Origin of the sequence: Pseudolabrys sp., assembly GCF_035943735.1 — a bacterium.
Lineage (GTDB): Bacteria > Pseudomonadota > Alphaproteobacteria > Rhizobiales > Xanthobacteraceae > Pseudolabrys.
In genome coordinates, this window is the sequence record NZ_DASZBV010000025.1 from 112,549 (window position 1) to 127,566 (window position 15,018).

Here is a 15,018-nt window from a genome sequence, read left to right on the forward strand (position 1 = left end):
CCTGCCGCCGAACAGTGGAATCGCCCCATGACCGAAACCGTGATCGCCGCGCCGGCCGCCGTCCCCACGATCGGATCGCCGCTCAAGCCCTGGTACCTCGTCCCGGCGCTTGCCGCGCTGGCGCTGATGGTCGCCGCCATTCTCGGCAGCAGCCTCTGGTTCCTCAATTTCGTGCACGTGATGGCGGGCACCTTGTGGACCGGCATCGACCTGTTCATGGGCTTCGTCGTCGGGCCGGTGCTGCGCCGCGTCTCGCCCGAGACGCGCAAGGCGGTGATGTCCGGCATCGTGCCGCGCACCCTGATCCTGATGCCGACGCTGTCGACCATCACCTCCACCGCCGGCTGGTTCCTCGCCACAAGGCTCGGCTTCCTCGATCTCGGCTATCCGGAGTTCTGGTGGGTCATCGCCGCGCTCGGCATCGTCACCGTGCTGACCATCCAGGGGCTGGGCTATCTGCTGCCGACCAACCTCAAGCTCTACTTCGAAATGCAGAAAGCGCAGCCGGACTACGGCAAGCTCGCGGGCTGGATGCGCACTTACGTGCGTATCGTCGCCGTGCAGGGTGCGATGCAGGTGGCGATCATCGTGGTGATGGCGCGGTTCGCGACGGGATTTTGAGGCTGAGCGTGGCGGAGACCGGGCATGCGCCGGGTCTCGATATCGATGCAACCGACTTAAATCGGAAATTCGGTTGCTTCGTCGTTGACGTCCGCATCTGATCCAAGCGGACATGGCAACCCGATGCCGGGGGCAACTGACGCTAAAGCTTTCGACCGGCCATCATCCCGGCCACCAAAGCCAAGGCGACCGCCGCCAGCATGGACTCCCGCGAGCCTTTCTGCATCGTAGCGATCGCTTCGTCGAACATCCGTTCCGATCCAGCCATTCCCGGTTCATGCGGTTTATAGTGAGGAGCGAAGGCTTCGCGTGGATCCCGCCGCTTCGGACGTGCGAACGCAAAAAGAAGCAGTACTAATCCTAGCACCGCACAACCAGCGGCTATGATCGTTAGGGCCGGCACGGTCCCTTCGGTGCTTTCGAGCCAGAAATAAAGCAACGAAAGCCCGAAACCCGCACCAATCAGCAAAGCAACCACGGCTGCGACGACCAGCGCAACGGTAATGGTCATCGAGCGAACGCTGCGCTTCACATCGAAGCGGAATACGCCGAGAACGATATTCAGCGCGGTCGACAGCATTAACGCTTCCGCATCATGAGGCCCAGGATCAATCCGAGGCCGAGGGTGCAGCCCAGCACGCAATGAGGATTTCTACGTGCGAATTCCTCAAAACCTCCAACCATAGAGTGCGCGCGCTCCCGCGCGTCGGCGGCAAATTCGTGTGCGGCCTCGGCCCCTGCGGCGCCCATGCGAGAGGCGGCCTCGCCCGTTTCGGCGCCGGCGGCTTTGCCGAAGGCACCGATCGTGTTCTGGATAGCGGTCACATCGTCTTGCAATTGATGGAGCTGAACCGCCAAGTCTTCGCCGGCGGAACCGGCCGAACGGGCAATGTTGTCTTTGGCGCGTTGAAGTTCCTCGGCAAGGCGAGCGGCTAACCCGGCGATGCTTCCGATTTCGTGCTGCCCACTCATGAGCGGCCTCCTGATATGGGCGTTTGCGACGCGCGCACCTTCAGCCTCTGAACAGAATGATCAAAACAATGATCACCACGATCAGGCTGAGGCCCCCGCCGTAGTAATGAAACGGAGGACCAAGATAGAAACCGCCGCCGCCAAAAAGGAGAACCAAAACGATCAATAGGAGAATAAGTCCCATTGTATGCCTCCTGTGGATTCCTCGTGACGTCTAACGAAAACGTCCTCTCGCGAGCGTGAAAATGCTGCCTCATTCTCATAATGGGTAATCTCTGGCGCCGAATTGATTTGCCTCAAAATCGTTCGGCAATCCGCTCGTAGCCTATAATTAAATCAATTGTCGTTTGAGAGGTCCGTCCCCCGCTAAAATGCCGGGTTGGCGCGCCTACTGAAGCGGCGGCTGACATCAACCGAAGGAGAGGGACAACATGGACAAAGATCGAGTCCAAGGCTCCGTCGAGCAGGCCAAAGGCAAGGTCAAGGAAGTCGTGGGCAAAGTGACCGGCGACGCCAAGCTCGAAACCGAAGGCAAGACGCAACAGGTCGCCGGCAAGATTCAGAATGCGGTCGGCGGCATTAAGGATGCGCTCAAGGATGCCGTCAAAAAATAGCGGAGACCGCCTTTGACACTGTGAGGCCGCCCCGGTCGGCGGCCTCTTTGTTATCAAGCGAGCCACAGGCACGATTCCGCTTGTCGGCGCAAAGCTGACGTCCGAACACGAGCCGGCTTACTTCGGCGGTTGGGCTTTACCAAGCCCTGGCGTGGGCGCGATGCAGGTGGCGATTACCGTGGTGATGGCGCGGTTGGCGACGGGATTTTGAGGCGCGGCATTTCGCTGCCCCGCAAATTCCATTCCAAATTTCACGTGAAGGGCTTGCCGCGCGCGGTCGTCCTCGACGCGGCGGGTTAGCCGTTCTCACGGCCTGGCCGGCTTCGCGCGACGAGCGCAAGGGTAAACGATTCATTTACGCTGGGCGGGCGATAGTACCGCCCGCCCTGACGCCGGGCCGAAGCGCGCCGCCGCCGATCACATGACCTGCCGATGAGCCAACACGCCGCCGACGACAATTGCGAAGAGGTCATCCGTCTCCTGCATGCGTGGGGGCTGGCCGCCGACCCGCGCAATTACGAAGTTGCCTTCCTCTATCTGCAGCGGACCAATGCGGCCTTGAACGGCGCGGTCGACGCGATTCTCGCGCGCGGCGACCAGCTCACGCGCGTGCACGTCGAAAAGCTGCGCGAGCGCTATCTGGCGACCGAGAAGGTCGCGCGCCGCATCGCCGACATCGGCGAGCGGCTCACCGACGAGGTCGATCAGGTCTCCTCGATGATCGAGGCGGCGATCGGGCTGACCGGCAATATGGGCGACACGCTGTTCGGTGTGAACGAGAAGCTGCATGCGCCGCTCGACCGCGAGATGTTGCGCGGCATCGTCTCGGCCGTGGTCAGCGCGCTGCACGACAGCCGCAGTGAGAACCTCGCGCTTGGCTCCAGCCTGCGCGAGTCGCGCGAGGACATCTCGAAGCTGCAGCAGGACCTGCTGGCGGTGCGCGCCGAGAACCTGACCGATCCGCTGACGGGCGTCGCCAACCGCAAGCATCTCGACGAATTCCTCGCGCAGGCGGTGCGGCAGGCGCACCAGGCGGGGCAACCCTTGTCGCTGCTGATGGTCGACGTCGACAATTTCAAGATGTTCAATGACGTGCACGGCCATCTGACCGGCGACGTCGTGCTTCAGCTTATCGCGCAGACGCTGAAGCAGAATTTGAAGGGCGTCGATCTGGTGGCGCGCTACGGCGGCGAGGAGTTCGCGGTCGTGCTGCCCAACACTGCCGTGCAGCACGCGGCCTCGGTCGCCGACCGGCTGCGCCTGACGGTGGGCGCCAGCGAGATCGTCAAGCGCTCGAGCGGCGAGCATCTCGGCCGCGTCACGGTCTCGATTGGCGTCGCCGAACTGACGGCGGCGGGGACGCCGCAGGCGCTCGTCGCGGCCGCCGATGCGAGTCTCTATCGCGCCAAGCGCGACGGCCGCAACCGTACCGTCATCGACGAGCCGCCGCCCGCGGCGGCGGCGGGCTTCGTCGCGGCCTGACGGCCGGTCACGCCGCGATCACTGCACGACCAGTTGCGCGATGCCGGCGGGAAGCTCGCCCTTTTTGCATTTGTGGCCGGCGTGGATTTCGGAGAGATAGAAGGCCGGCACGCTCTCGGCCGAGGACAGTTCGTCCACGGCCGTCGCGTCGATGTTGCAATGCGCGTAATAGCGGCCGTCGATTTCGGCGAGCAGATAGCGATGCGCGGCGTCGTAGCAGACGCGCTTGAGTAGCCGGCTTCCCGTAATCTCCGTGCAGTCGAAAGCCGACAGATCGGGCGGTACGGCACGCCCGCGCACGGGCTCCGTTCTCATCTCGAAGAATGTCGTTGCGGCGATCAGCACGGCCGCGATCAACAGGCGATGCATGGCGGTGGCCTCGACTCGACGACCCGTATTATCGCCGGCACCGGCGAATTTGGCGTGCCCGAAAGAACGGCGCGCTGCCCGTCAAAGCGGCGGCGATTTGATCATTCAACGAGCGAGGCGGCCAATTCCGCGTAAAGCCGGCATATAAAATGCGGTCCGCCGCTCACCGCCCCTGATAGGCCGGCGTGTGCACGATCAGGCCGTCGAGCGCCTCGGTCACCTTGATCTGGCAGGCGAGGCGCGAGGTCGGCTTCACCTCGAAGGCGGCGTCGAGCATCTGATCTTCCTCGGCGTGCGGCTTGCCGACGATGGCGCTCCAGGTCTCGTCGACATGCACGAGGCAGGTGGCGCAGGTGCAGGAGCCGCCGCATTCGGCGACGATGCCGCCGATGTCGTTCTTCAGCGCCGTCTCCATGACGGTGGCGCCAAGCTCGGCGTCGACCGTGTGCCTGGTGCCGTCGTGCAAGATGAAGGTGATGCGGGGCATCAAATTATCTCTTAAAGAGAACAAACCCGTCGTCGGCATCGCCGCCTGCACCGCGCATTCCCTCTCCCCGTTGGGGAGAGGGTTGGGGTGAGGGGGCTACTGACTCAATTATGCTGTAACCCCTCACCCGGATCACCTATCGGCGATCCGACCTCTCCCTATGGGATCGTGCGTCTCACGCGACTCCCAGCTTCTTCTGCAGGCTGGTGGAGGAGGTCGTGTACTGGAACACCAGCCGCTTCTCCGGATAGACGTAGTGATAGATCTTCTGCGCCATCAGCGCGCCTTCGTGGAAGCCGGACAGGATCAATTTCAATTTGCCCGGATAGGTGTTGATGTCGCCGATGGCGAAGATGCCGGGCACCGAGGTTTCGAACGCGGCGGTGTCGACCGGGATCAGTTCGTCCTCCATCTTGATGCCCCAGTCGGCGACCGGGCCGAGCTTCATGGTGAGGCCGAAGAAGGGAAGCAGGGCGTCGCAGGCGATGCGGTCGGTCGCCTCCTTGCCCTTGATCTGCGCGGCGACGAGCTGGCCGTTGTCGCCTTCGAGCGCCGCCACCTGGCCGATCCTGAGATCCATATCGCCGGCCGCGACCAGCGCCCGCATCTTGTTGACGCTGTCGGGGGCGCCGCGGAATTCATCGCGCCGGTGCACCAGCGTCAAGCGTTTGGCGATCGGCTGCAGATTGAGCGTCCAGTCGAGCGCACTGTCGCCGCCGCCGACGATGACCAGGTGCTTGTCGCGGAGCGCGTCCATCTTGCGCACGGCGTAGTGCACCGATTTGTCTTCGTAGGCCTCGATGCCGGCGATCGGCGGCCGCTTCGGCTGGAACGAGCCGCCGCCGGCGGCGACCACCACGCATTTGCACTCGAACACCTTGTCGCGGTCGGTCGTGACGCGGAATTGCGCGTCGCCGAGCTTCTCCACCTTCAAGACCATCTCGCCGAGGTGGAAGTTCGGATTGAACGGCTTGATCTGCTCCATCAACGCGTCGGTCAGGCCATGGCCGGTGATGAGCGGGATGCCGGGAATGTCGTAGATCGGCTTCTCCGGATAGAGCTCGGCGCACTGGCCGCCGACCTTGTCGAGGATGTCGATCAAGTGCGCCTTGATGTCGAGCAGGCCGAGCTCGAACACCGCGAACAGGCCGACGGGCCCCGCGCCGATGATCACTACGTCGGTCTTGATCGTCTCGCTCATGCCACTTCCGGCCCGGGCCGGCTCCTGTCCTTGAATTGCGGGGGTCGTCACGCCGAACGGCGCGAGATGCGATTATCGGGAACCGTCACTGCGCGCAACAGTTCCGCGAGCGTCTGCTCCGGCGTCCGCCCGCTCGTCGATATCGTCAAATCCGCCTTCGCGTACAAGGGCTTGCGGCTCTCGAGGATGCCCAGCAGGTCCTCCATCGCGCGGGCGCTATGCGCCATCGGCCGCATGTCGCCCTGCTGCAGTACCCGTTGCATGTGCTCGCTCGGCTCGGCGCGCACCCAGACGGTGCGGCAGGAGGAGAGCAGGCGCTCCAACGTGCCGGCGTCGGTGACGATCGAGCCGGAGGTCGCCATGACGAATTGCGGGTGCGTCGCCAGCACGTCGTCCAGCGCTTCGCGCTCGGCGCGGCGGAAGGTCTGCTGGCCGAACATGTCGAAGATCTCGCTGAGCGAGGCGCCGCTGCGCCGCTCGATCTCGCGGTCGAGCTCGATGAAGGGCACGCCGAGCGCTTCGGCCAACATGCGTCCCAGAGTCGACTTGCCGCCGCCGCGCAGGCCGATGAGGGCGATGCGATGGCCGCCGGTGACGTCGCCCGGCGTGCGGAACCGCTCGGTGACCAGCTTGCGCGCTTCCGCCAGCATCTCCGGCGGCAGCCGCTCGAGATGCTGGATCAGGAGCTGCAGGTCGATCGACGGCTCCGGCGCCTCTCCGACCAGCGCGGTGACCGGCGTGCCGATGGCGCGGGCGACGCGGCGCAACAGCACGATCGAGCCGTTGCCCTGGCCGGCCTCGAGCTGGGCGAGATAACGCTCCGACACTTTGGCGTGCAGCGACAACGCCTTGCGCGTCATGCCGCGCTGGCTGCGCAGGACGCGCACGCGCTCGCCGAGGCGGCGCAGATAGGCGTCGGTGTCTTCGGCGGCGGGCGCTTCGGCTTTGCTCATGTTCATATGCATTATAGTTCCGCACGGACTATGCCGCGCGCCCGTTACAAAAGCAACCGATTTTGCGGCGATTTGTAGTGCGCCGCGGCGGCGCACCGCTTGCCGCGCCGGAGGGGTGGTGATAGGGAAATGCATCATAATGCATAAGGGCGGCACACCGCCCGCGCGGCAGGAAAGACTCAAGGACGCGGCCAGGAGGCCATGAGCGCGATCGACTTTCGCACCGAGCCTTCACGCTATCGCCATTGGCGCATCGAAGCCGACGGCGAGGTCGCTTATCTCGTGATGGACGTCGATCCGGCCGGCGGCCTGTCGACCGACTACGAGCTCAAGCTCAATTCCTACGACCTCGCCGTCGACATCGAGCTCAACGACGCGGTGCAGCGCTTACGCTTCGAGCACCCGGAGGTGCGCTGCGTGGTGGTGAAATCCGGCAAGGACAACGTGTTCTGCGCCGGCGCCAATATCCGCATGCTCGGCAAGGCGACGCACGGCCACAAAGTGAACTTCTGCAAGTTCACCAACGAGACGCGGCTCGCCATCGAAGACGCGACCGAGCATTCGCGGCAGATCTACATGAGCGCGGTGAACGGCTCCTGCGCCGGCGGCGGCTACGAACTGGCGCTCGCCACCGACCACATCATGCTGGTCGACGACCGCCGCTCGACCGTGTCGCTGCCGGAGACGCCGCTGCTCGGCGTGCTGCCCGGCACCGGCGGGCTCACCCGCGTCACCGACAAGCGCAAGGTGCGGCGCGACCGCGCCGACGTGTTCTGCGCGACCGAAGAGGGCCTGCGCGGCGCCAAGGCGCGCGACTGGCGGCTGGTCGATGAGGTGGTGCCGCCGTCGAAATGGGACGAGGCGGTGCGAGCGCGGGCAAGCGCGCTGGCGGAGCGGTCCGATCGGCCGGCGGGAGCGAAGGGCATCGCGTTGACGCCGCTGCAACGCCAGTCGGACGGCGACCGCCTTTCCTGGTCGCACGTCGATGTCGCGCTCGACCGCGCGCGCAACGTCGCAACGCTGACCGTGCGCGGGCCGTCGCAGCCGGTGCCTTCTTCGCGCGACGCGGCGCATGCGCTCGGCGCCGCCTTCTGGCCGCTGACCGTGGCGCGCGAACTGGAAGACGCGATCCTGCATCTGCGCACCAATGAAGCGGCGATCGGCGTATTGCTGCTCAAGACCGACGGCGAGGCGCAGGGCGTGCTCGACCACGACGCATTCCTGATCGCCGGCCAGGACGACTGGCTGCTGCGCGAAGTGCGGCATTATTTGAAGCGCGTGCTGAAGCGCATCGACGTCACCGCGAAGACCTTCATCGCGCTGATCGAGCCGGGCTCGTGCTTTGCCGGCACGCTCGCCGAGCTCGTCTTTGCCGCCGACCGCGCGATGATGCTGGTCGGCACGCGCGAGGGCGACAATCGCGCGCCGGCGGCGATCGTTTTGGACGAAGCGAATTTCGGCCTCTATCCGATGGGCAACGGTCTGACGCGCTTGCAGGCGCGCTTCCTCGGCGAGCCGGAGATGCTCGACGCCTTGCACGCGCGCCTCGGCGAGCGCTTCGAGGCCGAGGCGGCGGAGGAGGCGGGGCTCGTCACCTTCGCGCGCGAGGATTTCGATTTCGACGACGAATTGCGCGTGATGGTCGAGGAGCGCGCCAGCCAGTCGCCCGATGCATTGACCGGCATGGAGGCGAATTTGCGCTTCGCCGGCCCAGAGACGATGGAGACCAAGATCTTCGGCCGGCTCACCGCCTGGCAGAACTGGATCTTCCAGCGTCCCAACGCCGTCGGCGAGCAGGGCGCGCTGAAACTGTACGGGTCGGGCGTGAAGCCGACCTATGGCAAGGACAGGGTGTGATCCGTGCCCCGGACGCGGTGCAGCGCGCAAGCGCGCACCGCAGATCCGGGGCCGTAACGAACGCGAGAGACCGTAACGATCCCGGGTCTGCAGCGCACCGCTAACGCGCTGCGCTGCGCCCGGGACACGAGAGGACCACGGCCATGAACGTCGCCACCGGCATCGGCAAGGTCGATTACGACGGACTGATCCCGAACAATGTCGGCCTCGGCGACGACGTGCGCGTCAAGCGCGCGCTCGAGAAGTGGCATCCCGGCTACATCGACTGGTGGAAGGACATGGGGCCGGACGGCTTCCAGGAGTCGCTCGTCTATCTGCGCACGGCGGTGAGCGTCGATCCGAAAGGCTGGGCGAAGTTCGATTACGTCAAGATGCCGGACTACAAATGGGGCATCCTGCTGGCGCCGCAGGCGGCAGGCCGCACCATCCCGTTCGGCACGCATGCCGGGCAGCCGGTGTGGCAGGAGGTGCCGGGTGAATATCGTGCCATGCTGCGCCGCCTGATCGTCATCCAGGGCGATACCGAGCCGGCCTCGGTCGAGCAGCAGCGCCATCTCGGCAAGACCGCGCCGTCGCTCTACGACCTGCGCAACCTGTTCCAGGTCAACGTCGAGGAGGGCCGCCATCTCTGGGCGATGGTCTACCTGCTGCAGAAATATTTCGGCACCGACGGCCGCGAGGAGGCGGAAGCTTTGCTCGAGCGCCGCTCCGGCGATCCCGACACGCCGCGGATGCTGGGGGCCTTCAACGAGAAGACGCCGGACTGGCTGTCCTTCTTCATGTTCACCTACTTCACCGACCGCGACGGCAAGATGCAGCTCGAGGCGCTGGCGCAGTCGGGCTTCGATCCCTTGTCGCGCACCTGCCGCTTCATGCTGACGGAGGAGGCGCACCACATGTTCGTCGGCGAAACCGGCGTCACGCGCGTCATCCAGCGCACATGCGAGGCGATGAAGGACGCGGGGATCACCGATCCGTACGACATCGAACGCGTGCGCAAGCTCGGCGTCATCGACCTGCCGACCATCCAGAAGAAGGCCAATTTGCATTTCTCGCTGACGCTCGACCTGTTCGGCAACGAGATATCGACCAATGCGGCGAACGCCTTCCATGCCGGACTGAAGGGCCGTTATCGCGAGAACCGGCTCGACGACGACCACAAGCTCGAACAGTCCACCTATCCGGTGCTGCGGCTGATCGACGGCAGGATCCAGAACGAGGACGCGCCGGCGCTGTCGGCGCTCAACATGCGGCTGCGCGACGATTACGTTAACGACGCAAACGTCGGCATCGGCCGCTGGAACAAGGTGATCGAGAGCTTCGGCATCCCGTTCGAGATCAAGCTGCCGCACGTGGCGTTCCATCGCCACATCGGCGAGTTCTCGCACATCAAGACCGATGTCGACGGCAGACTGTTGAGCGATGCGGAGTGGGCCTCGAAGCGCCGGGACTTCCTGCCGGACGATTCGGACAAGGACTTCATCGAGAGCCTGATGCGGCCGCACTACGAGCCCGGGCAGTTCGCCTCCTGGATCGCGCCGCCCAAGGTCGGCATCGACAACAAGCCCGGCGAATTCGAGTACGTGAAGATCGCGTGATACGTTCGCCGTTTCCTCAAAGGAAAGGCGGGCGCGAGGTGGATCGGGCGTCCCATTGCCGCATGCCGGTCATCGCCAGCCGAGGATTTTCGCCTCTATCCGTGTGCCGCTGGCGGCGTGATGCCAGGCGCCGTCCCGCCATTCGCAGGAGTACGGCAGCACGTAAGTCCCATTATGGTCCTCGCAAAGCACTTCCACCGCGTGCGAGGGAGGCGCGCTCTGGTTGAACTCATTCAAGCGATGCTGTCGGGTTGCCATTTGGAGCTTTTTGACCGGTAGCCCTGTCGGGCTTTGCTCATATCGATCCCCGAACCGGGGAAGTTGTGAATTATAGCCACCGCCTATATATGGCGTTCGCAGCGTCGAAATAATGCTGGTCTCCAGTTCGAATCATCGTCAAAACGGCAAAATGAGCAAAAAGCCCCGCATTGAGTTCCGCCCGAAGCGTATTGCCGAGAATGAATGGCAGGTCGAGGCAATATGCCCGGGACACGAGACGCGCTTTATTACGGGCCTCACCAGTCGCGACGACGTCTACGAGTGGATAAACGGGCCGCGCAAGATTGCGTGGCTCAAGTCGCAAGGGCTGGCCAAGTAGACGCGGCGGCAATTTTCGCTATGGCTCCTGGTGCTCGCTCAGAAAGAGCAGCAGCGCCTTCTTCCCCGCCTGGTTTGCTTCCGTGACGGTCATGAAGTACTCGGCCGACGTGGTGATCGGGCTTTTGCGTCCCGCGCGATGGATTTCCCACCGCCACGGCTTGGGTGGGTTTGCGCGGTTTTTCACCACAACGGAAAAATCGTCATTATTCTGCATGGTATTCAATCTGATCCAATGGACGGATGAATGCCGGCTGCGATCCGGACGGACTGCAGCGCCGCAACGGGTTTATTGTCTCTCCGCATAAGGCGGGACATCGACCAGCGTCCCGATCAGCCTCAAGAGAGCCTGTCGTTCAGGACCCGTTCCACTGCTCAGGAACGCCGCCAGTTCGATATGGGACAGCCGGCCCCCGGAGGGCGCATTCGGCTGATGGATGATGAATGCCTGTCCGTTGGCCGGCTCACGTCCAAGAAACCAGGCATCGCCGTTCGGGCTTCGATACAACTCTCGACGGTCAGTCATGACTTCTTCGCTCTTTTTGGTGAAGTGCCGTCCGGCCGACACCCCCCGTGACCTAGTGTTTCCGCGCCTGGACGCGGAATCCGACGATCGTATTCTCGCCGAGGGAGCGGGCTGCTTCGAGACGATGCAGCCCTTCGACCAAAACGAAGCGCGCGCCGTCTTCGCGAACCAGAATCGGCGTCGTTTGCCCGCTTTCCAGCATGCTCTGGGCGATAGTATCGACACGCCCCTGATCGAGCGTCGACCGGCGCTTCAGGGGCACGTAGATGCTGGCAATCGGAAAGGTCTCGCGCTTCATCATCGTGGCTGGCCCGGCTTGCCTGACGGGAATGTGCCCGTATTGCGCGACGCTTTGCCGACAATGACACAGGGGGCACCCCTGCTGCAAACCGGCCGGCGCTCATCGCGATGCCCTCTCCGCGTGCGAAAGGAGGGCATTGCGAGGCGCTGCAAGGCCGTCGGCGGTTCCCGCCGATGGATGCGGCTACCCGAATTTCGCGATCACGTCGGCCGGAATCGGGGCGGTGGCGATGGCGTCGGGATCGTCGGCGCGGCGCACGGCCCAGACGCGCGTTTCGCGGCCTTCGACCGAAACGTCGCCCTTGTTGATGAGCCTGTGCTCGACGTCGAAGCTGGCGCGGCGGAATTCCGCGACGCGCGAAACGATCTCGACGGTGTCGCCGAAGGCGACCGGCTTCATGAAGTTGCCGCGCGCATCGACCAGCGCAATGCCGACGATGCCGTAGGCGGCGGCGAAGTCGTGCTGCGAGACGCCGAGCGCCGCCTCGAACAGACCCCAGGTGCTGGCGTCGAAGAACTCGAAGAAGCGCGGGTTGAACACGATGCCGGCGGGGTCGCAGTCGCCCCAGGCGATCCTCAGCGTGCGCTTGAAAGTGAAGGTGGTCATCGGCTCAGTCTTGCGTTGCGTCGCTACCCAAGCCTCGCGGGCGCACCGCTGTCAACGTTCACAGCTTCGCCCGCCGCGGCGCCTTGCGCCCGCGCGGCTTCTCCCATTCCACCATGTTCTGCGCCACGATCTCGAGCTTCGTCGAGCGGCGCTGCCTGATGCGCTTCGGCGCCACGGGTTCGTGCGGCGAAGCATCGAGCGCCTCCATCAGCCAGTGCAGGTCTTCTGCTGTCGTCACCCAGCGCGACGGCGCGTAGCGCGCCAGCGAGAACGGCCGCGAGAAGGCGAGCAGCGACTTCTGCCCGCTCGGCAGGCAGTATTCGTGCGCGTAGCTCACCGCCAGTTCGCGCACGGTTTTGTAGATCGGGTCGCGCCAGCGCAGGATCGAATGGTTGGTCTTGCTGATGGCGCCGAAACGGCCGTGCTGCTTGAACACGGCGATGACGTGGTCGTGGTCGGTCGGGCGCGCGCGCAAATCGAGGAGCCACACCGGCTGGCGATGGAACATGAGCACGGCGGCGGCAAACAGCGCGCCTTCGGCGCAGTGGGCGACCTTCGCCTGCAGCATGCGCCGCGGCGACATGATGGTGTCGCCGTCCGGCTCGAAATTCACCGGCAGCCGGTCGAGGAAGTCCTGGATCTTGTGCGGCGTGTCGAGGCGCGCGAACAGCCGCCGCTCGGCCGGGGTGAGCAGGTCGTTCAGCGCTTTCGGCGGCGGCATGCGACTCTTGTCCCTTGGCCCGAGTGACCTGTTTGCCACGGCGGACGCCTGCGAAACACGCGGGAGCGGCGTTCTCCACAGAGCACCTTCGGCAGCAACGGCGTTCTGCCGCCGCAGGCCCGGACCACAGCTATCTTCTTATTTTCCAACGCTTATTGCCGCTTCGCCGGGCTGCCTTCTATCTAAGGCTTCTATTTTCGTTGGAGCCGTCCGATGACCGAGTTCCCTCATGAGCTGCATGGCCTCGAGCCGCAGCAGTCGCTGACCGACTGGCTGATCGCCTTTGTCGGCACGCTGATCGTGCTGACCGTCCTCACCGTGCTGCCGCGCCTGTGGGGCTGAGAATGTCCGCGTTCGCCGCCATTCCGAAGACCGCGCCGTTTTCCGAAGAAGACGTCGACCTGTTGAACCGCGTGGTCGGTCCGGCGTCGCAGGTGCAGCGCGCCTGGCTGGCGGGCTTTCTCGCCGGTGTCGAGGCGGCGCAAGGCGGCGGCGAGGCGGCGATCGAGCAGGCAGCGCCGCGCGCGGCCGAGCCGCTGACCATCGTCTACGCCAGCGAGTCCGGCAATTCCGAGAAGCTCGCCGGCGACATGGCGAAGTCGGCGCGCAAGCTCGGCTTCAAGCCGGCCGTCGTCGACATGGCCGACCTCGAACTGGCGAGCCTGACCAAGGCCAAGCGTCTCGTCGTCATCGCCGCCACCTGGGGCGAGGGCGAGCCTCCGGGCCGCGCGGCGCGCGTGTACAACGAATTGATGGGCGAGGGCGCGCCGCGCCTCGACGGTGTCGAATTCGGCGTGCTGGCGCTTGGCGACACCGCTTACGCCGAGTTCTGCGCCATCGGCAAAAGGATCGACGAGCGTCTCGAAGCGCTCGGCGGCAAGCGCGTCGCGGATCGCGTCGACTGCGATCTCGACTTCGCCGCGCCGGCCGCGCAGTGGGTCGACGGCACGCTCAAGGCGCTGGCGCCGGCCGACCTCGGCAAGGCGAAAGTCATCTCGGTCGACTTCGGCGGCAAGCAGACCGCGTCGCCCAACACCGATATTGTCGAGGCGGAGGTCACCGAGCACGTCAACCTCAATTCGTCGCGCTCGGCGAAAGAGACGATCCATCTCGCGCTCGGCTTCGACAATGGTGCGCCCGCCTATGAGCCCGGCGCCTCGCTCGATCTCTATCCGGAGAACGATTCGGCCTACGTCGACGAACTGCTCACACTCGCCGGCGTGCACGACGACGCGCTGCGCCAGGAGTTCATCACGTCGCGTGACGTGACCACGCTGTCGGTGAAGACGATCGAGACCTACGCCGCCTCGACCGGGCATCAGTACGTCAAGCAGCTCATCGCCGACGGACATGCGCGCGACTGGACGAATGGCCGCCAGCTTATCGATCTCTTCGGTACCTTCCCGATCTCGCTCGACGCCGAGCGCCTGCGCGCGCTGACGCGGCCTCTGGCGCCGCGCGCCTATTCGATCGCGTCGTCGCGCAAGGACGTCGGCGACGAGGCGCATCTCCTCGTCTCGGCGGTGCGCTATGCCAGCCACGGCCGCGACCGCCGCGGCGTCGCCTCGAATTTCGTCGCCGAGCGGCTGAAGAAGGGCGGGCGTATCCGCGTGAAGCTGAAGCCCAACAAGCATTTCGGCCTGCCGGCCGGCGACCGCGACATCATCATGGTCGGCCCCGGCACCGGCGTCGCGCCGTTCCGCGCCTTCGTGCAGGAGCGACGCGCAGTCGGCGCCACCGGCAAGAACTGGCTGTTCTTCGGTGACCGTTCCTACACGCACGACTTCCTCTACCAGCTCGACTGGCAGGACGCGCTCAAGGACGGAGCGCTGACCCGGATGGACCTCGCCTTCTCGCGCGACCGGCCCGACAAGGTCTATGTGCAGCACCGCATCTGGGAGCGTCGCAAGGACCTCATCGACTGGCTGGAGAACGGCGCCAACTTCTATGTCTGCGGCGACGCCAAAAGCATGGCCAAGGACGTCCGCGCGATGCTGGTCAACGCCTATGCCGACGTGAAGACATTGTCGGCCGACGGCGCCGAGCAGGCGGTTGCTGCGCTCGAGCGCGACAAGCGCTATCTTCAGGACGTCTATTGAGCCCGTGTCCCGGG

Annotated in this window: 20 protein-coding genes; 8 read left to right on the top strand and 12 right to left on the bottom strand. The window is 64.9% G+C overall.

All coding sequences use genetic code 11. The annotated features are described in order from the left end of the window. Positions 1-27: 27 nt before the first annotated feature. Positions 28-621 (top strand): hypothetical protein, encoded by a 594-nt coding sequence (locus VGV41_RS19070; RefSeq protein WP_326865597.1) that lies wholly within the window; start codon positions 28-30, stop codon positions 619-621. A 142-nt stretch (positions 622-763) separates the two neighbouring features. Here the strand turns inward: VGV41_RS19070 and VGV41_RS19075 are convergent, their stop codons facing one another. From VGV41_RS19075 to VGV41_RS19085, 3 genes are read right to left on the bottom strand one after another with little or no spacing between them, the layout of a single operon-like run. Beyond that, positions 764-1,201, bottom strand: a complete 438-nt coding sequence (locus VGV41_RS19075) for a hypothetical protein (RefSeq protein WP_326865598.1) — start codon at positions 1,199-1,201, stop codon at positions 764-766. Next, positions 1,201-1,593 carry a hypothetical protein gene (locus tag VGV41_RS19080; protein WP_326865599.1) on the bottom strand — a complete coding sequence of 131 codons (393 nt, stop codon included), beginning with the start codon at positions 1,591-1,593 and terminating at the stop codon, positions 1,201-1,203. Before VGV41_RS19080 ends, VGV41_RS19075 begins: the two co-directional genes overlap by 1 nt. Before the next feature lie 40 nt (positions 1,594-1,633). After that, positions 1,634-1,777, bottom strand: coding sequence for a DUF3309 domain-containing protein (locus VGV41_RS19085; protein WP_326865600.1), 144 nt, complete (start codon positions 1,775-1,777; stop codon positions 1,634-1,636). A 247-nt stretch (positions 1,778-2,024) separates the two neighbouring features. Here VGV41_RS19085 and VGV41_RS19090 point away from each other — a divergent pair, with 247 nt between their 5' ends. Both VGV41_RS19090 and VGV41_RS19095 read left to right on the top strand, forming a co-directional pair. Beyond that, the gene (locus VGV41_RS19090) at positions 2,025-2,207 is read left to right on the top strand and encodes a CsbD family protein (protein ID WP_326865601.1); all 183 of its coding nucleotides are present in this window, start codon (positions 2,025-2,027) and stop codon (positions 2,205-2,207) included. 432 nt (positions 2,208-2,639) lie between these two features. Further along, a complete protein-coding gene (locus VGV41_RS19095) occupies positions 2,640-3,689 on the top strand; it encodes a GGDEF domain-containing protein (protein ID WP_326865602.1) in 1,050 nt (349 codons plus the stop codon). Between the two features lie 18 nt (positions 3,690-3,707). Here the strand turns inward: VGV41_RS19095 and VGV41_RS19100 are convergent, their stop codons facing one another. The 4 genes from VGV41_RS19100 to VGV41_RS19115 all read right to left on the bottom strand — a co-directional run bounded on the left by VGV41_RS19100 (position 3,708) and on the right by VGV41_RS19115 (position 6,699). Beyond that, positions 3,708-4,058 carry a KTSC domain-containing protein gene (locus tag VGV41_RS19100; RefSeq protein ID WP_326865604.1) on the bottom strand — a complete coding sequence of 117 codons (351 nt, stop codon included), beginning with the start codon at positions 4,056-4,058 and terminating at the stop codon, positions 3,708-3,710. A 163-nt stretch (positions 4,059-4,221) separates the two neighbouring features. Then, complete coding sequence (locus VGV41_RS19105; protein ID WP_326865605.1) at positions 4,222-4,545, bottom strand: 2Fe-2S iron-sulfur cluster-binding protein; 324 nt, start codon at positions 4,543-4,545, stop codon at positions 4,222-4,224. Positions 4,546-4,720: 175 nt separating this feature from the next. Next, on the bottom strand, positions 4,721-5,746 hold the full coding sequence (locus VGV41_RS19110; RefSeq protein ID WP_326865606.1) for an NAD(P)/FAD-dependent oxidoreductase: 1,026 nt from the start codon (positions 5,744-5,746) through the stop codon (positions 4,721-4,723). A gap of 47 nt (positions 5,747-5,793) precedes the next feature. Further along, the gene (locus VGV41_RS19115) at positions 5,794-6,699 is read right to left on the bottom strand and encodes a helix-turn-helix transcriptional regulator (RefSeq protein WP_326865607.1); all 906 of its coding nucleotides are present in this window, start codon (positions 6,697-6,699) and stop codon (positions 5,794-5,796) included. A gap of 201 nt (positions 6,700-6,900) precedes the next feature. Between VGV41_RS19115 and boxC the strand changes: the two genes are divergently transcribed. The 3 genes from boxC (at position 6,901) to VGV41_RS19130 (ending at position 10,752) form a co-directional block, all read left to right on the top strand. Continuing rightward, on the top strand, positions 6,901-8,556 hold the full coding sequence (gene boxC / locus VGV41_RS19120) for a 2,3-epoxybenzoyl-CoA dihydrolase (RefSeq protein ID WP_326865608.1): 1,656 nt from the start codon (positions 6,901-6,903) through the stop codon (positions 8,554-8,556). 143 nt (positions 8,557-8,699) lie between these two features. Beyond that, positions 8,700-10,154, top strand: coding sequence for a benzoyl-CoA 2,3-epoxidase subunit BoxB (gene boxB / locus VGV41_RS19125; protein WP_326865610.1), 1,455 nt, complete (start codon positions 8,700-8,702; stop codon positions 10,152-10,154). Between the two features lie 409 nt (positions 10,155-10,563). Then, the gene (locus tag VGV41_RS19130) at positions 10,564-10,752 is read left to right on the top strand and encodes a hypothetical protein (protein ID WP_326865611.1); all 189 of its coding nucleotides are present in this window, start codon (positions 10,564-10,566) and stop codon (positions 10,750-10,752) included. A gap of 18 nt (positions 10,753-10,770) precedes the next feature. On the opposite strand, the gene VGV41_RS19135 is transcribed toward VGV41_RS19130, so the two are convergent. The 5 genes from VGV41_RS19135 to VGV41_RS19155 all read right to left on the bottom strand — a co-directional run bounded on the left by VGV41_RS19135 (position 10,771) and on the right by VGV41_RS19155 (position 12,905). Beyond that, positions 10,771-10,968, bottom strand: a complete 198-nt coding sequence (locus tag VGV41_RS19135) for a hypothetical protein (RefSeq protein WP_326865612.1) — start codon at positions 10,966-10,968, stop codon at positions 10,771-10,773. A gap of 72 nt (positions 10,969-11,040) precedes the next feature. Further along, positions 11,041-11,277, bottom strand: a complete 237-nt coding sequence (locus VGV41_RS19140; RefSeq protein WP_326865614.1) for a hypothetical protein — start codon at positions 11,275-11,277, stop codon at positions 11,041-11,043. A gap of 52 nt (positions 11,278-11,329) precedes the next feature. Continuing rightward, a complete protein-coding gene (locus tag VGV41_RS19145) occupies positions 11,330-11,578 on the bottom strand; it encodes a ParB N-terminal domain-containing protein (RefSeq protein WP_326865615.1) in 249 nt (82 codons plus the stop codon). Positions 11,579-11,761: 183 nt separating this feature from the next. Beyond that, positions 11,762-12,184: a thioesterase family protein gene (locus VGV41_RS19150; RefSeq protein ID WP_326865616.1), complete on the bottom strand. Its 423-nt coding sequence runs from the start codon at positions 12,182-12,184 to the stop codon at positions 11,762-11,764. A 58-nt stretch (positions 12,185-12,242) separates the two neighbouring features. Then, entirely contained in the window at positions 12,243-12,905 is a 663-nt protein-coding gene (locus VGV41_RS19155; RefSeq protein WP_326865617.1) for a hypothetical protein, read from the bottom strand. 213 nt (positions 12,906-13,118) lie between these two features. Here VGV41_RS19155 and VGV41_RS19160 point away from each other — a divergent pair, with 213 nt between their 5' ends. Both VGV41_RS19160 and VGV41_RS19165 read left to right on the top strand, forming a co-directional pair. Then, positions 13,119-13,247 (top strand): hypothetical protein, encoded by a 129-nt coding sequence (locus tag VGV41_RS19160; RefSeq protein ID WP_326865618.1) that lies wholly within the window; start codon positions 13,119-13,121, stop codon positions 13,245-13,247. A 2-nt stretch (positions 13,248-13,249) separates the two neighbouring features. Continuing rightward, entirely contained in the window at positions 13,250-15,004 is a 1,755-nt protein-coding gene (locus VGV41_RS19165; protein WP_326865619.1) for a diflavin oxidoreductase, read from the top strand. The last annotated feature ends 14 nt before the right edge of the window (positions 15,005-15,018 follow it).

Excerpts from the sequence above, each read along its gene's own strand:
- VGV41_RS19165 (WP_326865619.1), top strand. The coding sequence starts at position 13,250 with ATGTCCGCGTTCGCCGCCATTCCGAAGACCGCGCCGTTTTCCGAAGAA.
- boxB (WP_326865610.1), top strand. The coding sequence starts at position 8,700 with ATGAACGTCGCCACCGGCATCGGCAAGGTCGATTACGACGGACTGATC.
- VGV41_RS19080 (WP_326865599.1), bottom strand. The coding sequence starts at position 1,593 with ATGAGTGGGCAGCACGAAATCGGAAGCATCGCCGGGTTAGCCGCTCGC.
- VGV41_RS19105 (WP_326865605.1), bottom strand. The coding sequence starts at position 4,545 with ATGCCCCGCATCACCTTCATCTTGCACGACGGCACCAGGCACACGGTC.
- VGV41_RS19115 (WP_326865607.1), bottom strand. The coding sequence starts at position 6,699 with ATGAGCAAAGCCGAAGCGCCCGCCGCCGAAGACACCGACGCCTATCTG.
- VGV41_RS19140 (WP_326865614.1), bottom strand. The coding sequence starts at position 11,277 with ATGACTGACCGTCGAGAGTTGTATCGAAGCCCGAACGGCGATGCCTGG.
- VGV41_RS19135 (WP_326865612.1), bottom strand. The coding sequence starts at position 10,968 with ATGCAGAATAATGACGATTTTTCCGTTGTGGTGAAAAACCGCGCAAAC.
- VGV41_RS19110 (WP_326865606.1), bottom strand. The coding sequence starts at position 5,746 with ATGAGCGAGACGATCAAGACCGACGTAGTGATCATCGGCGCGGGGCCC.
- VGV41_RS19130 (WP_326865611.1), top strand. The coding sequence starts at position 10,564 with ATGAGCAAAAAGCCCCGCATTGAGTTCCGCCCGAAGCGTATTGCCGAG.
- VGV41_RS19090 (WP_326865601.1), top strand. The coding sequence starts at position 2,025 with ATGGACAAAGATCGAGTCCAAGGCTCCGTCGAGCAGGCCAAAGGCAAG.
- VGV41_RS19145 (WP_326865615.1), bottom strand. The coding sequence starts at position 11,578 with ATGATGAAGCGCGAGACCTTTCCGATTGCCAGCATCTACGTGCCCCTG.
- VGV41_RS19085 (WP_326865600.1), bottom strand. The coding sequence starts at position 1,777 with ATGGGACTTATTCTCCTATTGATCGTTTTGGTTCTCCTTTTTGGCGGC.
- VGV41_RS19155 (WP_326865617.1), bottom strand. The coding sequence starts at position 12,905 with ATGCCGCCGCCGAAAGCGCTGAACGACCTGCTCACCCCGGCCGAGCGG.
- boxC (WP_326865608.1), top strand. The coding sequence starts at position 6,901 with ATGAGCGCGATCGACTTTCGCACCGAGCCTTCACGCTATCGCCATTGG.
- VGV41_RS19150 (WP_326865616.1), bottom strand. The coding sequence starts at position 12,184 with ATGACCACCTTCACTTTCAAGCGCACGCTGAGGATCGCCTGGGGCGAC.
- VGV41_RS19160 (WP_326865618.1), top strand. The coding sequence starts at position 13,119 with ATGACCGAGTTCCCTCATGAGCTGCATGGCCTCGAGCCGCAGCAGTCG.
- VGV41_RS19100 (WP_326865604.1), bottom strand. The coding sequence starts at position 4,058 with ATGCATCGCCTGTTGATCGCGGCCGTGCTGATCGCCGCAACGACATTC.
- VGV41_RS19075 (WP_326865598.1), bottom strand. The coding sequence starts at position 1,201 with ATGCTGTCGACCGCGCTGAATATCGTTCTCGGCGTATTCCGCTTCGAT.
- VGV41_RS19070 (WP_326865597.1), top strand. The coding sequence starts at position 28 with ATGACCGAAACCGTGATCGCCGCGCCGGCCGCCGTCCCCACGATCGGA.
- VGV41_RS19095 (WP_326865602.1), top strand. The coding sequence starts at position 2,640 with ATGAGCCAACACGCCGCCGACGACAATTGCGAAGAGGTCATCCGTCTC.